Consider the following 17,694-nt stretch of genomic DNA (forward strand, 5'->3'; position numbering starts at 1 on the left):
ACCGCGACGGTCGGGGCCGGGGTCGTCCCACCACGTCAGGCGCGGCGGAGCAGCTCCACGACCTGGAACGCCATCTCGAGCGACTGCTGGTGGTTCAGGCGCGGGTCGACGAGCGTCTCGTACCGCCGGGCCAGCCCCTCGTCGTCGATCTCCTCCGTGCCACCGAGGACCTCGGTGACGTCGTCGCCCGTGAGCTCGACGTGCAGCCCGCCGGGGACGGTGCCCAGCGCACGGTGCACCTCGAAGAAGCCGGCGACCTCGTCCATGACGTCGGTGAAGCGGCGCGTCTTGTAGCCGCTGGCGGACGTGATGCCGTTGCCGTGCATCGGGTCGCACACCCACGTCACAGGACGCCCGTCGGCCGTGACCTTCTCGACGAGGGCCGGCAGCAGGTCGCGGACCTTGCCGGCACCCATGCGCGTGACGAACGTCAGACGCCCGGGCTCCCCCGTCGGGTTCAGCCGGTCCATGAGCGCGATGGCGTCGTCACCCGTGGTGGTCGGACCGAGCTTGACGCCCAGCGGGTTCTGCACGCGGGAGAAGAAGTCCACGTGCCCGGAGTCGAGCTGACGCGTCCGCTCCCCGATCCACAGGAAGTGGGCCGAGCAGTCGTACGGCAGGCCCGACCGCGAGTCGATCCGCGTCAGGGGGCGCTCGTAGTCCAGGAGCAGACCCTCGTGTGCCGAGTAGAAGTCCACCGCGCGCAGCGCGTCGACGTCGGCGCCGCACGCGGCCATGAACCGGATCGCGCGGTCGATCTCTGCCGCGAGCTGCTCGTAGCGCGAGTACGCCGGGTTCGCCGTGAACCCGCGGTTCCACTCGTGCACGCGCAGCAGCGACGCGAAGCCGCCCGTGGTGAACGCGCGGATGAGGTTCAGCGTCGACGCGGACGTGTGGTACGCCTCGAGCAGACGGTCCGGGTCCGGAGTGCGCGCCTCGGGCGTGAACTCGAAGCCGTTGATGATGTCGCCGCGGAACGCGGGGAGCGTGACCCCGTCACGCGTCTCGACGTCCGACGAGCGCGGCTTGGCGTACTGCCCCGCCATCCGGCCCATCTTGACGACGGGCAGGCTCGCGCCGTACGTGAGCACGACGGCCATCTGCAGGATCGTCTTGATCTTGTTCCGGATGTTGTCGGCCGTGGCCTCGGCGAACGTCTCGGCGCAGTCGCCGCCCTGCAGGACGAACGCCTCGCCGCGCGACGCGGCCGCGAGCTGTGCCCGCAGCGCGTCGGCCTCGCCGGCGAAGACCAGCGGCGGCAGGCTCGCGAGCCGGTCACGCACCCGTCGCACCTCGGTGGCGTCCGGCCACTGCGGCTGCTGACCGACGGGCAGGGTCTCCCACACGTCGAGCCCGGCGACGACCTGCGGGTCGGGCTGCACGCTCATGAGTGGCTCGCCGGCACGAGGGACTGCCCGATGTCCGACAGGAGCTCGCCGAACCAGGCCTGCGACACGTCGAACGCCTTGCCGCCCGCGATGCGGGGGAACTCGATCGCCCGCAGGCGGTCACCCTGCTCCTCGTCGTGCCCGATCACGCCGGACTCGCCGCGCAGCGCGCACTCGACCGCCAGGTCCGTCATCGACTTGATGAGGCGCAGGTCCTCGGCGTTCGCCGCCGCCGCCCGGGAGTAGTACCCGGACTTCTGGACCATGACCTTCTCGGCGCCCAGCCGCTCGGCGAACTGCTTGGCGAACCACTGGCCCGGGTTGATCGTGTCGAGCTTGACGTGGCCGAACGGGTCGCGCTCGGGAGGCGTGCCCGCCGCCTCGAGCTGCTCCACGATCTCGTGCATGCCCGCACCCTCGGACAGGAAGATGTTGACGTTGCCGAGCTCGTCCATGACGCCCTTGAGGCGCGTCGCCTCGGCGTCGATGTCGAGCGCCAGCTCCGGCAGGAAGACGGCGTGGATGTCCCAGCGCTCGCGCGAGAGCCCGATCTCCGGCACCCACTCCTGCAGGTCGAGCCACTTGCGGTACTCGGCGGCGGCCGCCGCGGTCAGCCAGCCGCAGTGGCGGCCCATGACCTCGTGGACGATCAGCATGCGCGGGCCCGACCGGTGCTCGCCGATGATGTTCGCGGCGAACCCGGCGGCCTCCTCGGCCGCGGTCCACGCACCGAGGGACTGGCGGATGGGCACGACGTCGTTGTCGATCGTCTTGGGCAGGCCGACGACCGTCAGCTCGTAGCCGTTGTCGTGCAGGAAGGCGGCCAGGTCGGCAGCGGTCGTGTTGGTGTCGTCGCCGCCGATGGTGTGCAGGACGTCGATGCCGTCGGCCTTGAGCTGCTCGGCCGCGACGTGCAGCGGGTCCTGGCCCTCGGCCACCAGGCCGCGCTTGACGCAGTCCTTGGCGTTGGTGAGCTTGACGCGCGAGTTGCCGATCGGCGAGCCGCCGAACCGGTGCAGCACGCCGGCCTTGGCGCGGACCTCGGGCGTGACCGTGATGCTGTCCCCGCGCAGCAGGCCGTGGTAGCCGTGCTGGTAGGCGATGATCTCGACCTCGGGAGCGATCTCCGTGTAGCGCTCGATGAGCCCGCCGACGGCGGACGACAGGCAGGGAGCGAAACCGCCGGCGGTCAGAAGGGCGACGCGACGGACCGACATGGGACACACCTCTCGTTGGCAGAGCACGGACGGCGCGGGTGCAGGACGTACCCGGCCGACCCAGGGTGGGGTCCGCGCACGGGGCACGACCGGGACCGAGGTCCGGGTCGAGCCGCCTCGCGGGGGACGGCGGGCACGCGCCCACCGGGCACGCGCACGGGCCCGGCACGCGTCCGGGTCCGCCTCATCCTACTGACGGTGGGGCCTCGTCCTGCGGCGGGACCGGAACCTGGACATCGGGCACCGGTCGGCCGCCCGGTGCGGCGGGCATCGCGCCGGCGTCGTCCGGTGCCTGGGCGTGGCCGGTCGCGATCCGCGCCTTCTGCGTCGCCGCGTACACGTCCACGTACTCCTGCCCGGACAGGCTCATGATCGCGTACATGATCTCGTCGGTCACCGAGCGCAGGATGAACCGGTCGTTCTCCATCCCGCGGTAGCGGGAGAAGTCGAGCGGCTCGCCGATGACCACACCGATGCGCATGACCTTGGGGATGCGCCGGCCGAGGGGCTGCGCGACGTCCGTCCCGACCATCGCGACCGGGACCACGGGCGCGCCGGACTCGAGCGCGAGGCGCGCGACCCCCGTCTTGCCGCGGTAGAGACGCCCGTCCGGGCTCCGCGTGCCCTCGGGGTAGATCCCGAACAGACCACCCTCGGACAGGCGGCGCAGGCCCGTCCGCAGCGCCGCCTCGCCGGCCTTGCCGCCCCCGCGGTCGACGGGGATCGTCCCGACGCCACGCATGAACCCGGCCGTGACCCGCCCCTTGAGGCCGGCGCCGGTGAAGTACTCCTGCTTCCCGATGAACACGATCTCGCGGTCGAGCACGAGCGGCAGGAAGAAGGAGTCGATGACGGCCAGGTGGTTGCTCGCGAGGATCGCGCCACCCTCGGCGGGGACGTTCGCGGCACCGCGCACCCACGGCCGGTAGACCAGGCGCAGCAGGGGTCCGACGAACACCCGCTTCATCAACCAGTAGAACAACGTGTCTCCTCGCTCGACGCCCGCCGCACCGCCGTCGTCCCGGCGGCGCCGGACGGTCCCACGGACCTGCCACCGACCGCGACGGGTCGGTACGTCGGGTCCGACTCTAGAGTGCTCCCATGGACGCACGTCCCGACGACGACGCCGACGCCGACGACATCACCGGTGCGGAGCACCCCACCGGACCGCCGGCGCGTCCCGACGACGACCACGCAGGGCCGTCGCGGGACCCGCAGCCGTCGACCCCGGAGGACGACGAGGTGTGGGCGTCGATCGTCGCCCGCCTCTCCGACGTCGACGGCGGGACGGACCCGGCGCTGCGCCGCCTCGTGTCCGACCCCGAGGACGACGCCCCGCTCCCCGGCGACACCGCTCCGACCGCGGCCCTGCCGGCCGGAGCCGGCGGACGCGACTGGGACGGCACCGCGCAGTACGACCTGGCGGAGGACGACGTCGACGAGCTCGAGCACTTCGTGCCCGAGGACCCCGGCCCCGTGACGAGCAGCGACCCCCTGCTCACGCTCGCGTGGGGAGCTGCGGCGGGCGTGCCGATCTTCCTGCTCGTGGTCGTCACGGTGTGGCAGGACGCCCCGACGCTGCTGGTCCGCGCGGCAGCGGTGGTGTTCGTCGTCGCCGTGGCCGTCCTGGTGTGGCGCATGCCGCAGCACCGCGAGCCGACCGACGGCGACGGCGCGGTCGTCTGACCCGTCACCGGCCCGGCCGGGCCGGGCCGGCTCAGACCCGGGCGAGGTCGGCGGCACCGACCATGCCGGCGTCGTTGCCCATGTCGGCGATCACGATCGCCGCCTCCGGGCGGTGGCCCCGTCCCGAGAGCTGCTCGTCGAACGCCTTGCGTGCGGGCACGAGGAGCAGGTCGCCGGCGGCACTGACCCCGCCCCCGATGACGAAGACCTCGGGGTCCAGCAGTGCGGCGACGCTGGCGGCACCCTCGCCCACCCAGCGGCCCACCTCGGTCAGCAGGTCGACCGCGAGCGGGTCGCCGTCCTGCGCCGCGCGCGTCACGAGCGGCCCGGTGACGCCCTCGACCCGGCCCCCGGCCAGCGCGAGCAGCGCCGCCGCACGCTCGGGCTGCGAGATCGCCGCCGCCTGCGCGTCGCGCACGAGGGCCGAGCCCGACACGTACTGCTCCCAGCAGCCCTCGTGACCGCAGCCGCAGTAGTGGCCACCGGGCACGACCCGCATGTGGCCGATCTCCGCGGCGGCGCCCCAGGCGCCGCGCGTCAGACGCCCGCCGGAGACGATCGCGCCGCCGAGCCCCGTGCCGAGGGTCAGCATCACCATGTCCTCGACGTCGCGGCCGACACCGAAGCGGAACTCCGCCCAGCCGGCCGCGTTGGCGTCGTTCTCGACGACGATGCGGACGTCGGGGTCGCCGATCAGTGCCGCGACGTTGTCGCGCAGCGGGTACTCGCGCCAGGCGATGTTGGGGGCGAACAGGACCCGGCTCCGGTCCGAGGCGACGAACCCCGCCGCGGCCAGCCCCACCTCGCGCACCTCGAAGGAGGCGCTGAGCTCGCGGTAGACGTCCGCGATCGCGGCGTCGATGCTCGCGACGTCGTCGGGGTCGGTGTCCCGCCGGGTCTGCGCGAGGATCGTGCCGTCGTCGTCGACCACGCCCGCCGCGATCTTCGTCCCGCCGATGTCGACCCCGATGGCGTGCATGTCCTGGTCCGCTCCTGCCCTCGCCGCCCCGCGTCCGTCGCGCAGCGCCACCACGCTAGCCGCACTCGGTGCGGCGCGGGAGCGCGTCCACGCCCGCGCGCCGTGCCACAGCCGCCGGCGTGCCGTCCCATATGCCCCTGGCCTGCGACTCCACCCCGCCGTGCGCCCCTGACCAGGGACCACCGTCCCGTATCCTCGTGGCACCCTTCGCCCCCCTGCCACTGGAGTCAGCATGGACGAGTCCCACAGCCCTCTGCTCATCGAGGTCGATCCGTCGGACAACCTCAACGACCTGCTCGCGGCACGCGTGCGCAGCACGCCGGACAGGGTGCTCGTGGAGCGCCACGCCGACGGGCAGTGGCTGCCCCTGACGGCTCGCGAGTACGACGCGGAGATCGTCGCCGCAGCGCGCGGTCTCGTCGCGAAGGGTGTGCAGCCCGGGGACCGCGTCGGGATCATGTCCCGCACGCGCTACGAGTGGTCCCTGCTGGACTGGGCGACCTGGGCCGTGGGGGCGGTGCCGGTGCCGCTCTACGAGACGTCGTCGGCGGAGCAGGTGGCGTGGATCCTCACGGACGCCGACGTGAGCGTGCTGTTCGTCGAGACACCCACGCACGCCGAGCTCGTCGCCGAGGTGCGCGACCAGGCACCGACGCTGCGCGACGTCCTCGTCATCGACGACGGGGCCGTGGCCGACCTGGTGACGGCCGGTGCGGGCGTCGACGAGGCGGAGATCGCGCGGCGCAGGGGGCTCGCCGCGCGTGACGACCTCGCGACCGTCATCTACACGTCCGGCACGACGGGCCGGCCCAAGGGTGTCGAGCTGACCCACGGCAACTTCTCGGCGCTGACCACCAACGCCGTCGAGAAGCTCAACGTCGTCGTGTCGACGCCCGGTGCGCGCACCATGCTGTTCATGCCGCTCGCGCACGTGTTCGCGCGGTTCGTGCACGTGCTGACGATCCCCGCCGGCGCGGTGCTGGGCCACTGGCCGGACACCAAGACCCTCGTCGAGGGCATCGGGTCGTTCCGCCCGACGTTCATCCTGTCCGTGCCGCGCGTCTTCGAGAAGGTCTACAACTCGGCCGAGCAGAAGGCCGCCGCGGGCGGCAAGGGCGCGATCTTCCAGCGCGCGGCGAAGACGTCGATCGTCTACTCCCGGGCGCTGGACACACCGAGCGGTCCGAGCCCCTGGCTGCGCCTGCAGCACAAGGTCGCCGACGTGCTGGTGCTCTCCAAGCTGCGCAAGGTGCTGGGCGGGCAGGTCGAGTGGGCCATCTCCGGCGGTGCACCGCTGGGCGAGCGCCTGGGCCACTTCTACCGCGGCGTCGGCCTCAAGGTGCTCGAGGGCTACGGGCTCACCGAGACGACCGCACCGGCCACCGTGAACCTGCCCGAGCGGACCAAGATCGGCACCGTGGGGCCCGCCCTGCCCGGGACGTCGCTGCGCCTCGCCGCGGACGGCGAGATCGAGATCAAGGGCATCCAGGTGTTCCGTGGGTACCACGGCAACCCCGAGGCCACCGCCGAGTCGATGCACGACGGGTGGTTCCGCACCGGCGACCTGGGCTCGATCGACGAGGACGGGTTCCTGCGGATCACCGGGCGGAAGAAGGAGATCATCGTCACCGCGGGCGGCAAGAACGTCGCGCCGAGCGTGCTCGAGGACCGGCTGCGCGGTCACCCCCTCGTGAGCCAGGTCGTCGTCGTGGGCGACCAGCGTCCCTTCATCGGGGCGCTCATCACGCTCGACCCCGAGGGCGTGCCCGGGTGGCTCTCGGCCCACGGCAAGCCGGCGATGTCGCTCGAGGAGGCGGCCAAGGACCCCGACGTGCTCGCGTCGCTCGACAAGGCGGTCGAGCGCACGAACAAGGCCGTCTCCCGTGCGGAGTCGATCCGGCGCTACCGGATCCTGGACCGCGACCTGACGATCGCCGACGGGTACCTCACGCCGAAGCTCAGCGTCCGGCGTGCCGAGGTCCTCAAGGACTTCGCCGCCGACGTCGAGGCGCTGTACGGCGAGGGTGAGCGCTGAGCCGCTCCCGCACCGCTCGTCCCACCCGCGCCCCCGGCCACCGGCCGGGGGCGCGGTCGTGAGGGTCAGCGTCGGCGCAGCCGCTCGACGAGCGTCGCCGACGGCACGGCCCACGCGCCCGCGTCCTCGACGTCGCGGACGATCTCGCGGTCGGACGTCGCCACGACGAGCACACGACCCGGCGGCTCGGCGGCCACGAGCCTGCGCAGCAGGTCGTCGGCCGTCTCCCCCGCGGTGAACAGCACCCGCACGCCGCGCACAGGGGCCACCGCGCGGTGGCCCGCCTGGCCGTCGAAGCAGCAGGTGACCTCCGCGCCGGTCTGCGCGACCAGCGCGCCCATGCCGTCGACCAGCATCCGGCGCTGGTCCGCGAGCGAGGTGTGCGGCCAGCCGGTCTTCGACACGTTGTACCCGTCGACCAGCAGGTGCGCGCGCGGCAGGCGCAGGAGGTCGTCGAGCAGGGCCGGGTCGTCGACCGACCGCCCGCGCGACGTGGGCCGCCCGCTCGGCCCGTCGGCCGCGGGCGCCACCAGGTCCGCCGGCAGGTCGCGCACGGGCGGCAGCGCCAGCTCCGCCCGCAGGCCCGTGGCGGCGTCGACGACGGTGTCCAGCAGCAGCCGGACGCGGGACTCGGCCAGCCGCTGCCCGGTCCGCAGCTCGTCGTGCGCGAGGGACCGCTCGGCGGTGGCGGCCCGCAGGTCGGCGGCCGCCCGGGCGCGCTCGTCGGCGGCCGCGACGAGGTCGGCCGCCGCGCGTCGGGCGTCCTGCTCGGCCGCGGCCGCGAGCCCGCGGGCCTCGCTGCGCGCACGGTCGGCGTCCGAGCGCAGCCGGCGCAGCTCGCGCTGCAGCCCCGCGAGCTCGTCGCGGGCCGCACGCTCACCCTCGCGCGCGACTCCCAGCGCGGTGCGCAGCCGCTCGAGCTCACGCTCGGCCGCCTCGAGGCGCCGGCCGCCCGCGTCGTCCTGCTCGGCCGGCGCCGGCGCCGGCAGCAGGTGCTGCCACGGCTGCCCCTGGAGCCACGCACCGACCGCGGCGTCCGTGCCGGGACGCACGACCGGGGCCGGCGCGCCCGTCGGCCGCGTCTCCTGCGGCGCCTGGGATCCGTCGGACGACCCCCCGTCGACGTCCTCGTGCGCCTGCAGCCACACCCGCGTGACGCGCGCACGGAACGCCTCGTCGTCGTGCAGCGCGACCCACAGCGGCTGGGCGCCGGCAGCCGCGCGTCGGCGCGGTGCGAAGCGCCGGACCGCCGCCAGCGCGCTCGGCGTGTGCGCGGGCTCGATGTCGCCCAGCACGTCGGCCGCGAGCCGGACGAGCGCCGAGCGCAACGCGTCGGGCACGTCGGGCAGATCGGGGTCGCTCCCCGTCCCGCGCTCCTGACCAGCCATGGCGCCAGCCTAGGCGTGCGCCCGGGTCCGGGCGTCGACGCGGACCGCACGGGGCTGTCGCACGTGCCGGGTACCGTCCGGGACATGCCCAGCCCGCGTCGCCTGCGTCCGTCCGAGGGGACCGCACCGGCACCGGGTGCGTCGCCGGTCCAGGTGGCGCTCGACGAGCTCGGGACGCCGCTGCGGGACGTGACCTTCGTGGTCGTCGACCTCGAGACCACCGGCGGGCGCCCGGGCGACGACGCGATCACGGAGATCGGCGCCGTGAAGGTCCGCGGCGGTGAGGTCCTGGGCGAGTTCCAGACGCTCGTCGACCCGGGCGGGCCCGTGCCGCCGTTCATCCAGGTCCTCACCGGCATCACGACGTCGATGCTCGTCGGCGCCCCGACCATCGCCCAGGTGCTGCCCGGCTTCCTCGAGTTCGCCCGCGGCTCGGTGCTCGTCGCGCACAACGCTCCGTTCGACGTCGGCTTCCTGCGCGCGGCGGCGGCCCGGTGCGACCGCGCGTGGCCCGGGTTCCAGGTCGTGGACACCGTGCGGCTCGCGCGGCGCGTGGTCCTGCGCGACGAGGCGCCCAACCACAAGCTGTCGACGCTGGCCGCCCTGTTCGGGGCGGTCGAGACGCCGAACCACCGCGCACTGGCCGACGCGCGTGCGACCGTCGACGTCCTCCACGCGCTGCTCGGCAGGCTCGCACCCCTGGGGGTGACGCACCTCGAGGACCTGGCCACTGCGACGGACCCCGTGCCGGCCGACGTCCGCCGGCGCAGCGGGCTCGCGGACGGCCTGCCCGACGCCCCCGGCGTCTACCTGTTCCGCGGCCCGCGGGAGGAGGTGCTGTACGTCGGGGTGTCGACGACCTCGCTGCGGCGCCGCGTCCGCAGCTACTTCACGTCGTCCGAGAAGCGCGGGCGCATGACCGAGATGGTGCGCCTGGCGGTCCGGGTCGACCCCGTGGTCTGCGCGTCGCCGCTCGAGGCGCGCGTCCGCGAGCTGCGCCTCATCGCCGAGCACGCCCCCCGCTACAACCGACGCTCCCGGTCACCCGAGCGCATGCCGTGGGTGCGCCTGACGGACGAGCCCTTCCCCCGGCTGTCGGTCGTCCGCGACGTGCGTGAGGGTGCGGCGCACATCGGCCCGTTCGCGTCCCGCGCGCTCGCGCAGCAGGCGGTCGACGCGCTGCACGCGACCTTCCCGGTGCGGCAGTGCACGGGCCGGCTGCCGGCGCAGCCCGCGCCGGGCGCACACGCGTGCGTGCTCGCCGAGGTCGGGCGGTGCGGCGCCCCGTGCGTCGGCGGGCAGGACGTCGCCGGGTACGCCCCCGTGGCCGAGGCCGTGCGCGAGGCGATGACGGGCGACCCGCGCGACGTCGCCCGGGCGCACGCGGCCCGCATCCGCACCCTGGCGACGCAGGAGCGGTTCGAGGAGGCGGCGGGCGTCCGCGACCGGTTGACCGCCTTCGTCCGCGGGGCGGCGCGCGCCCAGCGGCACGCCCGCGCGGCCACGTGCCGCGAGCTCGGCGCGGCACGTCGGACCGACGAGGGCGGCTGGGAGCTGGTCCTGGTACGCCACGGCCGGCTCGCGGGGACCGCCGTCGTCGACCGGCGCACGGACCCCCTGCCCGTGGTCGCGAGCCTGCGGGCCGGCGGGGAGCACGTCACCCCGCCCGTCGCGCCGGCGACCGCGGCCCACCCCGAGGAGACCGACCTCGTCCTGGCGTGGCTCGAGCAGCCGGGAGTGCGACTCGTCGTGCTCGACGGGGAGTGGTCGTCGCCCGCCCGCTCGGCACAGGCCGTCCGCGACGCCGCGGCCGCGGTCACGCTGGATCTCGTCGCGCCGCGCGCGCCGCTGCTCGACGACGCGCCGCCGAGCACCGCCACGGCGTCGCGTCGCACGGCATGATGGCTGACATGCTCACTGCCATCGTGCTGATCGACTGCGACGCCGCCCGCATCCCCGAGGTCGCCGCGGCGACCGCGGACATCGAGGGCGTCAGCGAGGTCTACTCGGTCACCGGCGAGGTGGACCTCATCGCCATGGTCCGCGTGCGCGAGCACGACCGGCTCGCCGACGTGATCGCCGACAAGGTCAGCAAGGTCGAGGGTGTGCTGCGCACGCAGACCTACATCGCCTTCCGGGCGTACTCGCGCCACGACCTCGACGAGGCGTTCTCGCTCGGTCTCGAGGACTGACCGGCGCACCTGCCGCCGGGCCGGCCGCCGTCAGGCTGCGGCGGCGGCCCGCCAGCGCTCGAGCACGTCCGCAGCGGCGCCGTCGTCGAGCGAGCGCTCGGCGTGCGTGACCCCCGCCAGGATCCGCTCGACGAGCGTGCCGTCCGCGGTCCCCGGCAGCGTGCCGTCCGCGACGAGCGCGGCGGCGGCGTTGAGCACCACCGTCTCGCGCACCGGCCCGCGCTCACCGGCGACGAGCGCACGCACGACCGCGGCGTTCTCCTGCGCGTCCCCGCCGCGCAGCTGGTCGATCGTCACGGGCTCGACGCCGTCCACGGTCGTCCAGTCGACGACCTCCTCGCGCACCTCGCCCGCACGGACCTCCCAGAACCGCGTCGACCCGGTCGCGGCCACCTCGTCGAGGCCGTCGTCCTCCCCGCGGAACACCAGCGCCGAGCGACCACGGGCCGCCAGCACGCCGGCCATGAGCCCGGCCATGCGCGCGTCCGCCACGCCGATCGCGCTGGACTGGGGCTGCGCCGGGTTGGTCAGCGGCCCCAGGAAGTTGAAGGCCGTCGCGATCCCGAGGTCGCGGCGAGTGACGCCCGCGTGACGCATCGCGGGGTGGAACGCCCCCGCGAAGCAGAAGGTGATGCCGACCTCCGTCGCCAGCGCGGCGACACGGTCGAGCGGCAGGTCGAGCCGGATGCCGAGCGCCTCGAGCACGTCGGCCGTGCCGGTCGACGAGGACGCCGCGCGGTTCCCGTGCTTGACGATCGTCAGGCCCGTCCCGGCGACGACCAGCGAGGCCATCGTCGAGATGTTGACGGTGTGCAGGCGGTCCCCGCCGGTCCCCACGATGTCGACGGCACGACCGGGCACCACGAAGCGGTGCGCGTGCTCCAGCATCATGTCCGCGAGGCCGGCGAGCTCCTCGACCGTCTCGCCCTTGGCGCGCAGCGCCACGAGGAACCCGGCGACCTGCGACGGCGACGCCTCACCGCTCATCACGCGGTCCATCGCCCACGCCGCGCGGGCGCTGTCGAGGTGCTGGCCGCGAACCAGCGACGTGAGCAGGTCCGACCAGGTCGTCGTCGGCGTCATCCCCGCGCCGTCACCGCGTGCACCAGGTCCACGACGGCGGCGTGCAGGACGACCGGGTCCAGGGGACGGCTGACGACCGCGTCGGCGTTGGACCACGACGCGAGCCACGCGTCCTGCGGGCGACCCGTCAGGACGAGGACGGGCGGGCACTCGTACACCTCGTCCTTGAGCTGACGGCACAGCCCCAGCCCACCGACCTTGTCGGCCTCGCCGTCGAGGACGAGCACGTCGGCGCCTCCCGCGTCCGCGACCGCGATCGCGGCGTCCGCGGTCGCGACCTCGATCCACTGGATGTCCGGCTCGCCGCGGCCCAGGCGGCGACCCACCGCCAGACGTACCTGGTCGCGCGCGTCCACGTCGTCGCTGTACAGCAGGATGCGCGGCGCGCGGGCCGCCGGATTCGCGGTGCTCATGGTGCCCCTCACTCGTCGTCGACGTGCAAGGGGCATCTTGGCACGTCACCGGACCCGGGGGGGCCGGACGCCCGTCCAGCGCGCGCCAGGTGCACCCGCGCGGTCCACGGAAAGTGACGATGTGACATATCCCAACGTGCCGCCGTGGGTCGAACGACCCATGCGGCGCCCTCGTCAGCCATAATGGCGAACGTGTCGACCGCAACGGCTGCCTCGCGCCCTGTCCCCCACATGACCGTCAACCGACCGAACCCTGTGTCGGTCGGGACGATCGTGTGGCTCGCCAGCGAGCTCATGTTCTTCGCCGGCCTCTTCGCCATGTACTTCACCGTGCGTGCCGCGGTGCCCGAGGAGTGGGCGCTGCAGACCGAGAAGCTGAACCTGCAGTTCGCGTTCGCCAACACCACCGTGCTGGTGCTGTCGTCGGTGACGTGCCAGATGGGCGTGTGGGCCGCCGAGCGGCTCCAGCCCGTGCGCAGCGGCTCGCTGCTCCAGTTCTGGCGCTGGGGCATGAACGAGTGGATCACCCTGACGTACGTCATGGGCGCCGTCTTCATCGGCGGGCAGATCTTCGAGTACGCCGAGCTGGTCGAGCACGGGCTGACGATCTCCTCCTCGCCCTACGGCTCGGTCTTCTACCTGACCACCGGCTTCCACGGCCTGCACGTCGTCGGCGGCCTCATCGCCTTCCTCTTCCTGCTCGGCCGGTCGTTCTCGGCCAAGCGGTTCACCCACCACGAGGAGACGACAGCGATCGTCACCTCGTACTACTGGCACTTCGTCGACGTCGTCTGGATCGCGCTGTTCGCGGTCATCTACCTGATCAGATGACGCCGACCGGACCGCTCCTGCGGCCCGGTGCCACGTTCCACCCCCGCACACCCCCGACATGCGAGACGAGGACCGATCCGTGAAGGCACTCGCAGCCCGCAGGCACGACCGGCGTGCGCCGGTCGTGCTGCTCCTGCTGGCGCTGCTGCTCACCGGCGCGCTGTACGCAGTGCTGGCCCCGACCTCCGCCGACGCCGCACCCGCTGCGGCGACGGCGGACGAGGTGGAGACCGGTGAGAAGCTGTTCCAGGCCAACTGCGCCACGTGCCACGGCCCGGAGGCGACCGGACGCGAGGGCGTCCCGTCGCTGGTCGGCGTCGGCGCCGCCGCCGTGGACTTCCAGGTGGGCACCGGCCGTATGCCGCTGCAGATGAACGGCCCGCAGGCACCGGCCAAGCCGGCCCAGTTCGACGAGGAGCAGATCGCGGCGCTCGCCGCCTACGTCGCCTCGCTCGGCGCAGGGCCGTCGGTCCCGACGGCAGAGCAGGTCGACGGCTCCCTCGGCGACCCGGCCAACGGCATGGCCCTGTTCCGCACCAACTGCGCGATGTGCCACAACGCCGTCGGTGCCGGTGGTGCGCTCTCCGAGGGCAAGTGGGCACCCAACCTCTGGGAGACGACGCCCACGCACGTCTACGAGGCGATGGTCACCGGACCTCAGTCGATGCCCGTCTTCAACGAGGCCACCCTCACGTCCGAGGAGAAGCGCGACATCATCGCGTTCCTCGACCTGCAGGGACAGGGCGCGCCCGGCGGTCTCAGCCTCGGCAGCCTCGGACCGGTGAGCGAGGGCCTGTGGGCCTGGGTCGTCGGCATGGGGCTCCTCATCGGCGCAGCAGTCTGGATCGGAGCGAGGTCCTCGTGAGCATGACCCACGGCCACGGCCACGACGGCCAGGACGCCCCCGAGCAGAACGGCACCGCCGGCTCGGACGTCGCCCTGCGCGAGGGCGAGGACGCCCCCGAGAAGTTCCCGAACCCGGGCTTCGGCCCGCACCGCCCGCGTCGCGCGGACGTCGACCCCCGGGCCGACAAGCGTGCGGAGCGGCAGGTCGTCGCCCTGTTCGCGCTGTCGGTGCTCGGGACGATCGGCTTCATCGTCGCGTACTTCGCCGTCCCCCCGGGCGACACGATCGCGTCGATGCGCACGTCGAACCTCGCGCTCGGTCTGGGCCTGGCGTTCGCGCTGCTCGGGATCGGTCTCGCGGCCGTCCACTGGGCGAAGTCGCTCATGAACGACCACGAGAAGGCCGAGGACCGGCACGCGCAGCGCAGCACGGACCAGACCCGCGCCGAGGCCGTCCAGGTGCTCCGGGACGGGGTGCAGGACTCCGGGATCGGGCGCCGCGGCGTCCTCAAGGGCGCCCTCGTGTCCTCGCTCGCGCTCTTCCCGCTGACGATCGCGCTGCCGCTGATCGGCGAGGTCGGCGAGGACTGGAACGTCTCGAAGTTCAAGCGCACACTGTGGGCGAAGAACAAGAAGCTCACGATCGACCCGAGCGGCCGTCCCATCAAGGCCGCGGACGTCACCATCGGCTCGGTCGTGCACGTGATCCCCGAGGGGCTCGACGAGTCCGAGGCGCCGCTGGACGAGAAGGCCAAGGCCGTCGTCCTCCTGGTCCGCATGGACCCCCGGGACATCAAGTCCGAGCAGGGCGAGGGCTGGTCGTACGACGGCATCGTCGCCTTCTCGAAGATCTGCACCCACGTGGGATGCCCGGTGGCCCTGTACGAGCAGCAGACGCACCACCTGCTGTGCCCGTGCCACCAGAGCACGTTCGACGTCGCCGACAGCGCGAAGGTCGTGTTCGGTCCCGCCAAGCGGCCGCTCCCCCAGCTGCCGATCACCGTCGACGACGAGGGCTACCTGGTCGCACAGAGCGACTTCCACGAGCCCATCGGTCCGAGCTTCTGGGAGCGGCTGCGATGAGCACCACGACCGCACCGACCGGCGGCAGCAAGGCTGCCGCGGCGACCGCCGACTACCTCGACCAGCGCACCGGCATCGGGACCGCGGTCAAGGAGTTCGCCCGCAAGATCTTCCCCGACCACTGGTCGTTCCTCCTGGGCGAGATCGCGCTGTACAGCTTCATCACGCTGCTCCTGTCCGGCGTGTTCCTCACCATGTTCTTCGTCCCGAGCATGACCGAGGTCCACTACGAGGGTCCCTGGCCGTCGGCGAACGGTGTGGAGATGTCCGAGGCCTACGCCTCGACGCTCCGCCTGTCGTTCGAGGTGACGGGTGGTCTGCTCATGCGGCAGATCCACCACTGGGCGGCGCTGATCTTCATGGCGGCGATCGTCACGCACATGATGCGCGTCTTCTTCACGGGCGCCTTCCGCAAGCCGCGCGAGCTCAACTGGGTCGTCGGGTTCGTCCTGATGATCCTCGGCCTGGCTGCCGGCTTCACCGGCTACTCGCTCCCGGACGACGTGCTGTCGGGGAACGGCCTGCGCATCACCGACGGCGTGGTGCGCTCCATCCCCATCCTGGGCAGCTACCTGTCGTACTTCATCTTCGGCGGCGAGTTCCCGGGCCACGACGTCATCCCGCGCCTGTTCACGATGCACATCCTGGTGGTGCCCGGCCTGATCCTCGCGCTCGTGGCCCTGCACCTGTTCTTCGTCGTGCTGCACAAGCACACGCAGTACCCGGGCTCGGGCCGCACCAACGCGAACGTGGTCGGCTACCCGCTGTTCCCGATCTACGTCGCGAAGGCCGGTGGCTACTTCTTCGTGGTGTTCGGCGTCATCGCCCTCATGGGCGCGACGATGTCGATCAACCCGGTGTGGAACTACGGACCGTACGACCCCTCCCCCGTGTCCGCCGGCGCCCAGCCGGACTGGTACATGCTCTTCCTCGAGGGCTCGCTGCGACTCATGCCGGGCCAGACCGAGTACGTGCTGTTCGGTCCCGACGGGTACACGCTGTCGCTCAACGTCCTCATCCCGGCGGTGGTCGTCCCGGGCGTGCTCTTCAGCCTGCTGGCGCTCTACCCGTTCATCGAGGCGTTCGCGACCGGCGACAAGCGCGAGCACCACGTCCTGGACCGGCCCCGCAACCGGCCGTTCCGCACGGCGTTCGGCGTCTCCGTGCTGATGGCCTTCTTCATCCTCGTGCTGGCCGGGTCGAACGACCTCATCGCGACGCACTTCGACCTGTCGATCAACGACATCACGTGGGTGTTCCGGTTCCTGTTCTTCCTCGCACCGTGGGCGGCGTTCGTCATCACGAAGCGCATCTGCCTCGGGCTGCAGCGCAAGGACCGGGAGCTCGTCCTGCACGGGCACGAGACGGGCCAGATCGTCCGGTTCGCGTCCGGCGAGTACATCGAGGTGCATAAGCCCCTCGACCCGCACGAGCGCTGGCTCCGCGTCCAGCACGACGCGATCCGTCCGATCGAGATCGAGCCGGCCGAGGACTCGCGTGGTGTGCGGCGCAAGGGCTACGGCCTCGACCGCATGCGCCAGCGACTCTCGCAGGCGTTCTACGAGGACCGCGTCGAGCCGGTCACCCCGGCGGAGCTCGAGGCCTCCCACTCGCACGGCGAGCACGACGCCCTGGGCTCCGACCAGGAGAAGGCGCCGGCTCAGCTGATCTCCGAGGGGGCGCCCACGGGTGGCGGCACGCGGCTCCGCCCGCAGGATGAGACAGGTCCCGACACGCGGAACAGGTGATCCTGGACCAGAGTTGTCCCTGACAGACGACCGTTCGCGGTGTCCGGCCGGTTGGGCCGGGCACCGCGACGGCGTTTCCGGGTGGTTGCCTCGGCAGCCACCAACCGACGCAGGAGAGGTACGAGATGGCTGACTACACGCTCCCGGATCTGCCGTACGACTACGCGGCACTCGAGCCGCACATCTCCGGCAGGATCATGGAGCTGCATCACGACAAGCACCACGCCGCGTACGTGGCGGGCGCCAACACGGCGCTCGAGAAGCTCGCCGCGGCACGCGAGTCGGACGACTTCGCGACGGTGAACCTGCAGGAGAAGAACCTCGCGTTCAACCTCGGCGGGCACGTCAACCACTCGGTCTTCTGGGAGAACCTCTCCCCCGACGGCGGCGACAAGCCCGTGGGCGAGCTGGCCGCCGCGATCGACGAGTTCTTCGGCTCGTTCGAGGCGTTCCAGAAGCACTTCGCCGCGAACGCGGCGGGCATCCAGGGCTCCGGCTGGTCGATCCTCGGCTGGGACTCGGTGGGCCAGAAGCTCGCGATCTTCCAGCTCTACGACCAGCAGAGCAACTACCCCCTGGGTCTCGTCCCGATCGTCGTGCTCGACATGTGGGAGCACGCGTTCTACCTCGACTACGTCAACGTCAAGGCGGACTACATCAAGGCGTGGTGGAACATCGTGAACTGGGCCGACGCCGCCGAGCGCTTCGCGCGGGCCCGCACCCAGACCGCCGGGCTCATCGTCGCGTCAGCCTGACGCCGACCCCTCCGTGCCCCCCCCGCCCCCCCCCCCCCCGGGGGGGGGGG

Annotated in this window: 16 protein-coding genes; 9 read left to right on the forward strand and 7 right to left on the reverse strand. The window is 72.8% G+C overall.

Annotated features, from left to right (window positions below; translation table 11 throughout):
* Positions 1-35 precede the first annotated feature (35 nt).
* The 3 genes from H9657_RS02285 to H9657_RS02295 form a co-directional block, all read right to left on the reverse strand.
* A complete protein-coding gene (locus H9657_RS02285; RefSeq protein ID WP_191779868.1) occupies positions 36-1,388 on the reverse strand; it encodes a class II 3-deoxy-7-phosphoheptulonate synthase in 1,353 nt (450 codons plus the stop codon).
* The gene (locus H9657_RS02290; RefSeq protein ID WP_191779870.1) at positions 1,385-2,605 is read right to left on the reverse strand and encodes a pyrophosphate--fructose-6-phosphate 1-phosphotransferase; all 1,221 of its coding nucleotides are present in this window, start codon (positions 2,603-2,605) and stop codon (positions 1,385-1,387) included. Before H9657_RS02290 ends, H9657_RS02285 begins: the two co-directional genes overlap by 4 nt.
* Positions 2,606-2,789: 184 nt before the next feature.
* Positions 2,790-3,587, reverse strand: coding sequence for a lysophospholipid acyltransferase family protein (locus H9657_RS02295; RefSeq protein ID WP_225214361.1), 798 nt, complete (start codon positions 3,585-3,587; stop codon positions 2,790-2,792).
* A gap of 119 nt (positions 3,588-3,706) precedes the next feature.
* On the opposite strand from H9657_RS02295, the gene H9657_RS02300 reads away from it, so the two are divergent.
* A complete protein-coding gene (locus H9657_RS02300; protein WP_191779873.1) occupies positions 3,707-4,291 on the forward strand; it encodes a hypothetical protein in 585 nt (194 codons plus the stop codon).
* 31 nt (positions 4,292-4,322) lie between these two features.
* On the opposite strand, the gene H9657_RS02305 is transcribed toward H9657_RS02300, so the two are convergent.
* Complete coding sequence (locus H9657_RS02305) at positions 4,323-5,270, reverse strand: ROK family glucokinase (protein WP_191779875.1); 948 nt, start codon at positions 5,268-5,270, stop codon at positions 4,323-4,325.
* A gap of 232 nt (positions 5,271-5,502) precedes the next feature.
* Here H9657_RS02305 and H9657_RS02310 point away from each other — a divergent pair, with 232 nt between their 5' ends.
* Positions 5,503-7,305 (forward strand): AMP-dependent synthetase/ligase, encoded by a 1,803-nt coding sequence (locus H9657_RS02310; RefSeq protein ID WP_191779877.1) that lies wholly within the window; start codon positions 5,503-5,505, stop codon positions 7,303-7,305.
* A gap of 65 nt (positions 7,306-7,370) precedes the next feature.
* On the opposite strand, the gene H9657_RS02315 is transcribed toward H9657_RS02310, so the two are convergent.
* Complete coding sequence (locus H9657_RS02315) at positions 7,371-8,693, reverse strand: NYN domain-containing protein (protein ID WP_191779879.1); 1,323 nt, start codon at positions 8,691-8,693, stop codon at positions 7,371-7,373.
* A gap of 84 nt (positions 8,694-8,777) precedes the next feature.
* Between H9657_RS02315 and H9657_RS02320 the strand changes: the two genes are divergently transcribed.
* Together H9657_RS02320 and H9657_RS02325 are read left to right on the forward strand one after the other, a co-directional pair.
* On the forward strand, positions 8,778-10,595 hold the full coding sequence (locus H9657_RS02320; protein WP_191779881.1) for a DEDD exonuclease domain-containing protein: 1,818 nt from the start codon (positions 8,778-8,780) through the stop codon (positions 10,593-10,595).
* A gap of 8 nt (positions 10,596-10,603) precedes the next feature.
* Entirely contained in the window at positions 10,604-10,885 is a 282-nt protein-coding gene (locus tag H9657_RS02325) for an Lrp/AsnC family transcriptional regulator (protein ID WP_191779883.1), read from the forward strand.
* A gap of 30 nt (positions 10,886-10,915) precedes the next feature.
* Here H9657_RS02325 and trpD read toward each other — a convergent pair whose 3' ends face one another.
* On the reverse strand, positions 10,916-11,968 hold the full coding sequence (trpD, locus tag H9657_RS02330; protein ID WP_191779885.1) for an anthranilate phosphoribosyltransferase: 1,053 nt from the start codon (positions 11,966-11,968) through the stop codon (positions 10,916-10,918).
* The gene (locus tag H9657_RS02335; protein ID WP_191779887.1) at positions 11,965-12,381 is read right to left on the reverse strand and encodes a response regulator transcription factor; all 417 of its coding nucleotides are present in this window, start codon (positions 12,379-12,381) and stop codon (positions 11,965-11,967) included. Before H9657_RS02335 ends, trpD begins: the two co-directional genes overlap by 4 nt.
* 183 nt (positions 12,382-12,564) lie before the next feature.
* Between H9657_RS02335 and ctaE the strand changes: the two genes are divergently transcribed.
* The 5 genes from ctaE (at position 12,565) to H9657_RS02360 (ending at position 17,644) form a co-directional block, all read left to right on the forward strand.
* Entirely contained in the window at positions 12,565-13,212 is a 648-nt protein-coding gene (gene ctaE / locus H9657_RS02340; RefSeq protein ID WP_191779889.1) for an aa3-type cytochrome oxidase subunit III, read from the forward strand.
* Between the two features lie 79 nt (positions 13,213-13,291).
* Positions 13,292-14,077 carry a cytochrome bc1 complex diheme cytochrome c subunit gene (qcrC, locus tag H9657_RS02345; protein WP_191779891.1) on the forward strand — a complete coding sequence of 262 codons (786 nt, stop codon included), beginning with the start codon at positions 13,292-13,294 and terminating at the stop codon, positions 14,075-14,077.
* A gap of 2 nt (positions 14,078-14,079) precedes the next feature.
* On the forward strand, positions 14,080-15,141 hold the full coding sequence (gene qcrA, locus H9657_RS02350; protein ID WP_225214521.1) for a cytochrome bc1 complex Rieske iron-sulfur subunit: 1,062 nt from the start codon (positions 14,080-14,082) through the stop codon (positions 15,139-15,141).
* Positions 15,138-16,889, forward strand: a complete 1,752-nt coding sequence (qcrB, locus tag H9657_RS02355) for a cytochrome bc1 complex cytochrome b subunit (RefSeq protein WP_191779893.1) — start codon at positions 15,138-15,140, stop codon at positions 16,887-16,889. Before qcrA ends, qcrB begins: the two co-directional genes overlap by 4 nt.
* Before the next feature lie 125 nt (positions 16,890-17,014).
* The gene (locus H9657_RS02360; RefSeq protein ID WP_191779895.1) at positions 17,015-17,644 is read left to right on the forward strand and encodes a superoxide dismutase; all 630 of its coding nucleotides are present in this window, start codon (positions 17,015-17,017) and stop codon (positions 17,642-17,644) included.
* Positions 17,645-17,694 lie beyond the last annotated feature (50 nt).

Origin of the sequence: Cellulomonas avistercoris (assembly GCF_014836445.1) — a bacterium.
Classification (GTDB): Bacteria; Actinomycetota; Actinomycetes; order Actinomycetales; family Cellulomonadaceae; genus Cellulomonas; species Cellulomonas avistercoris.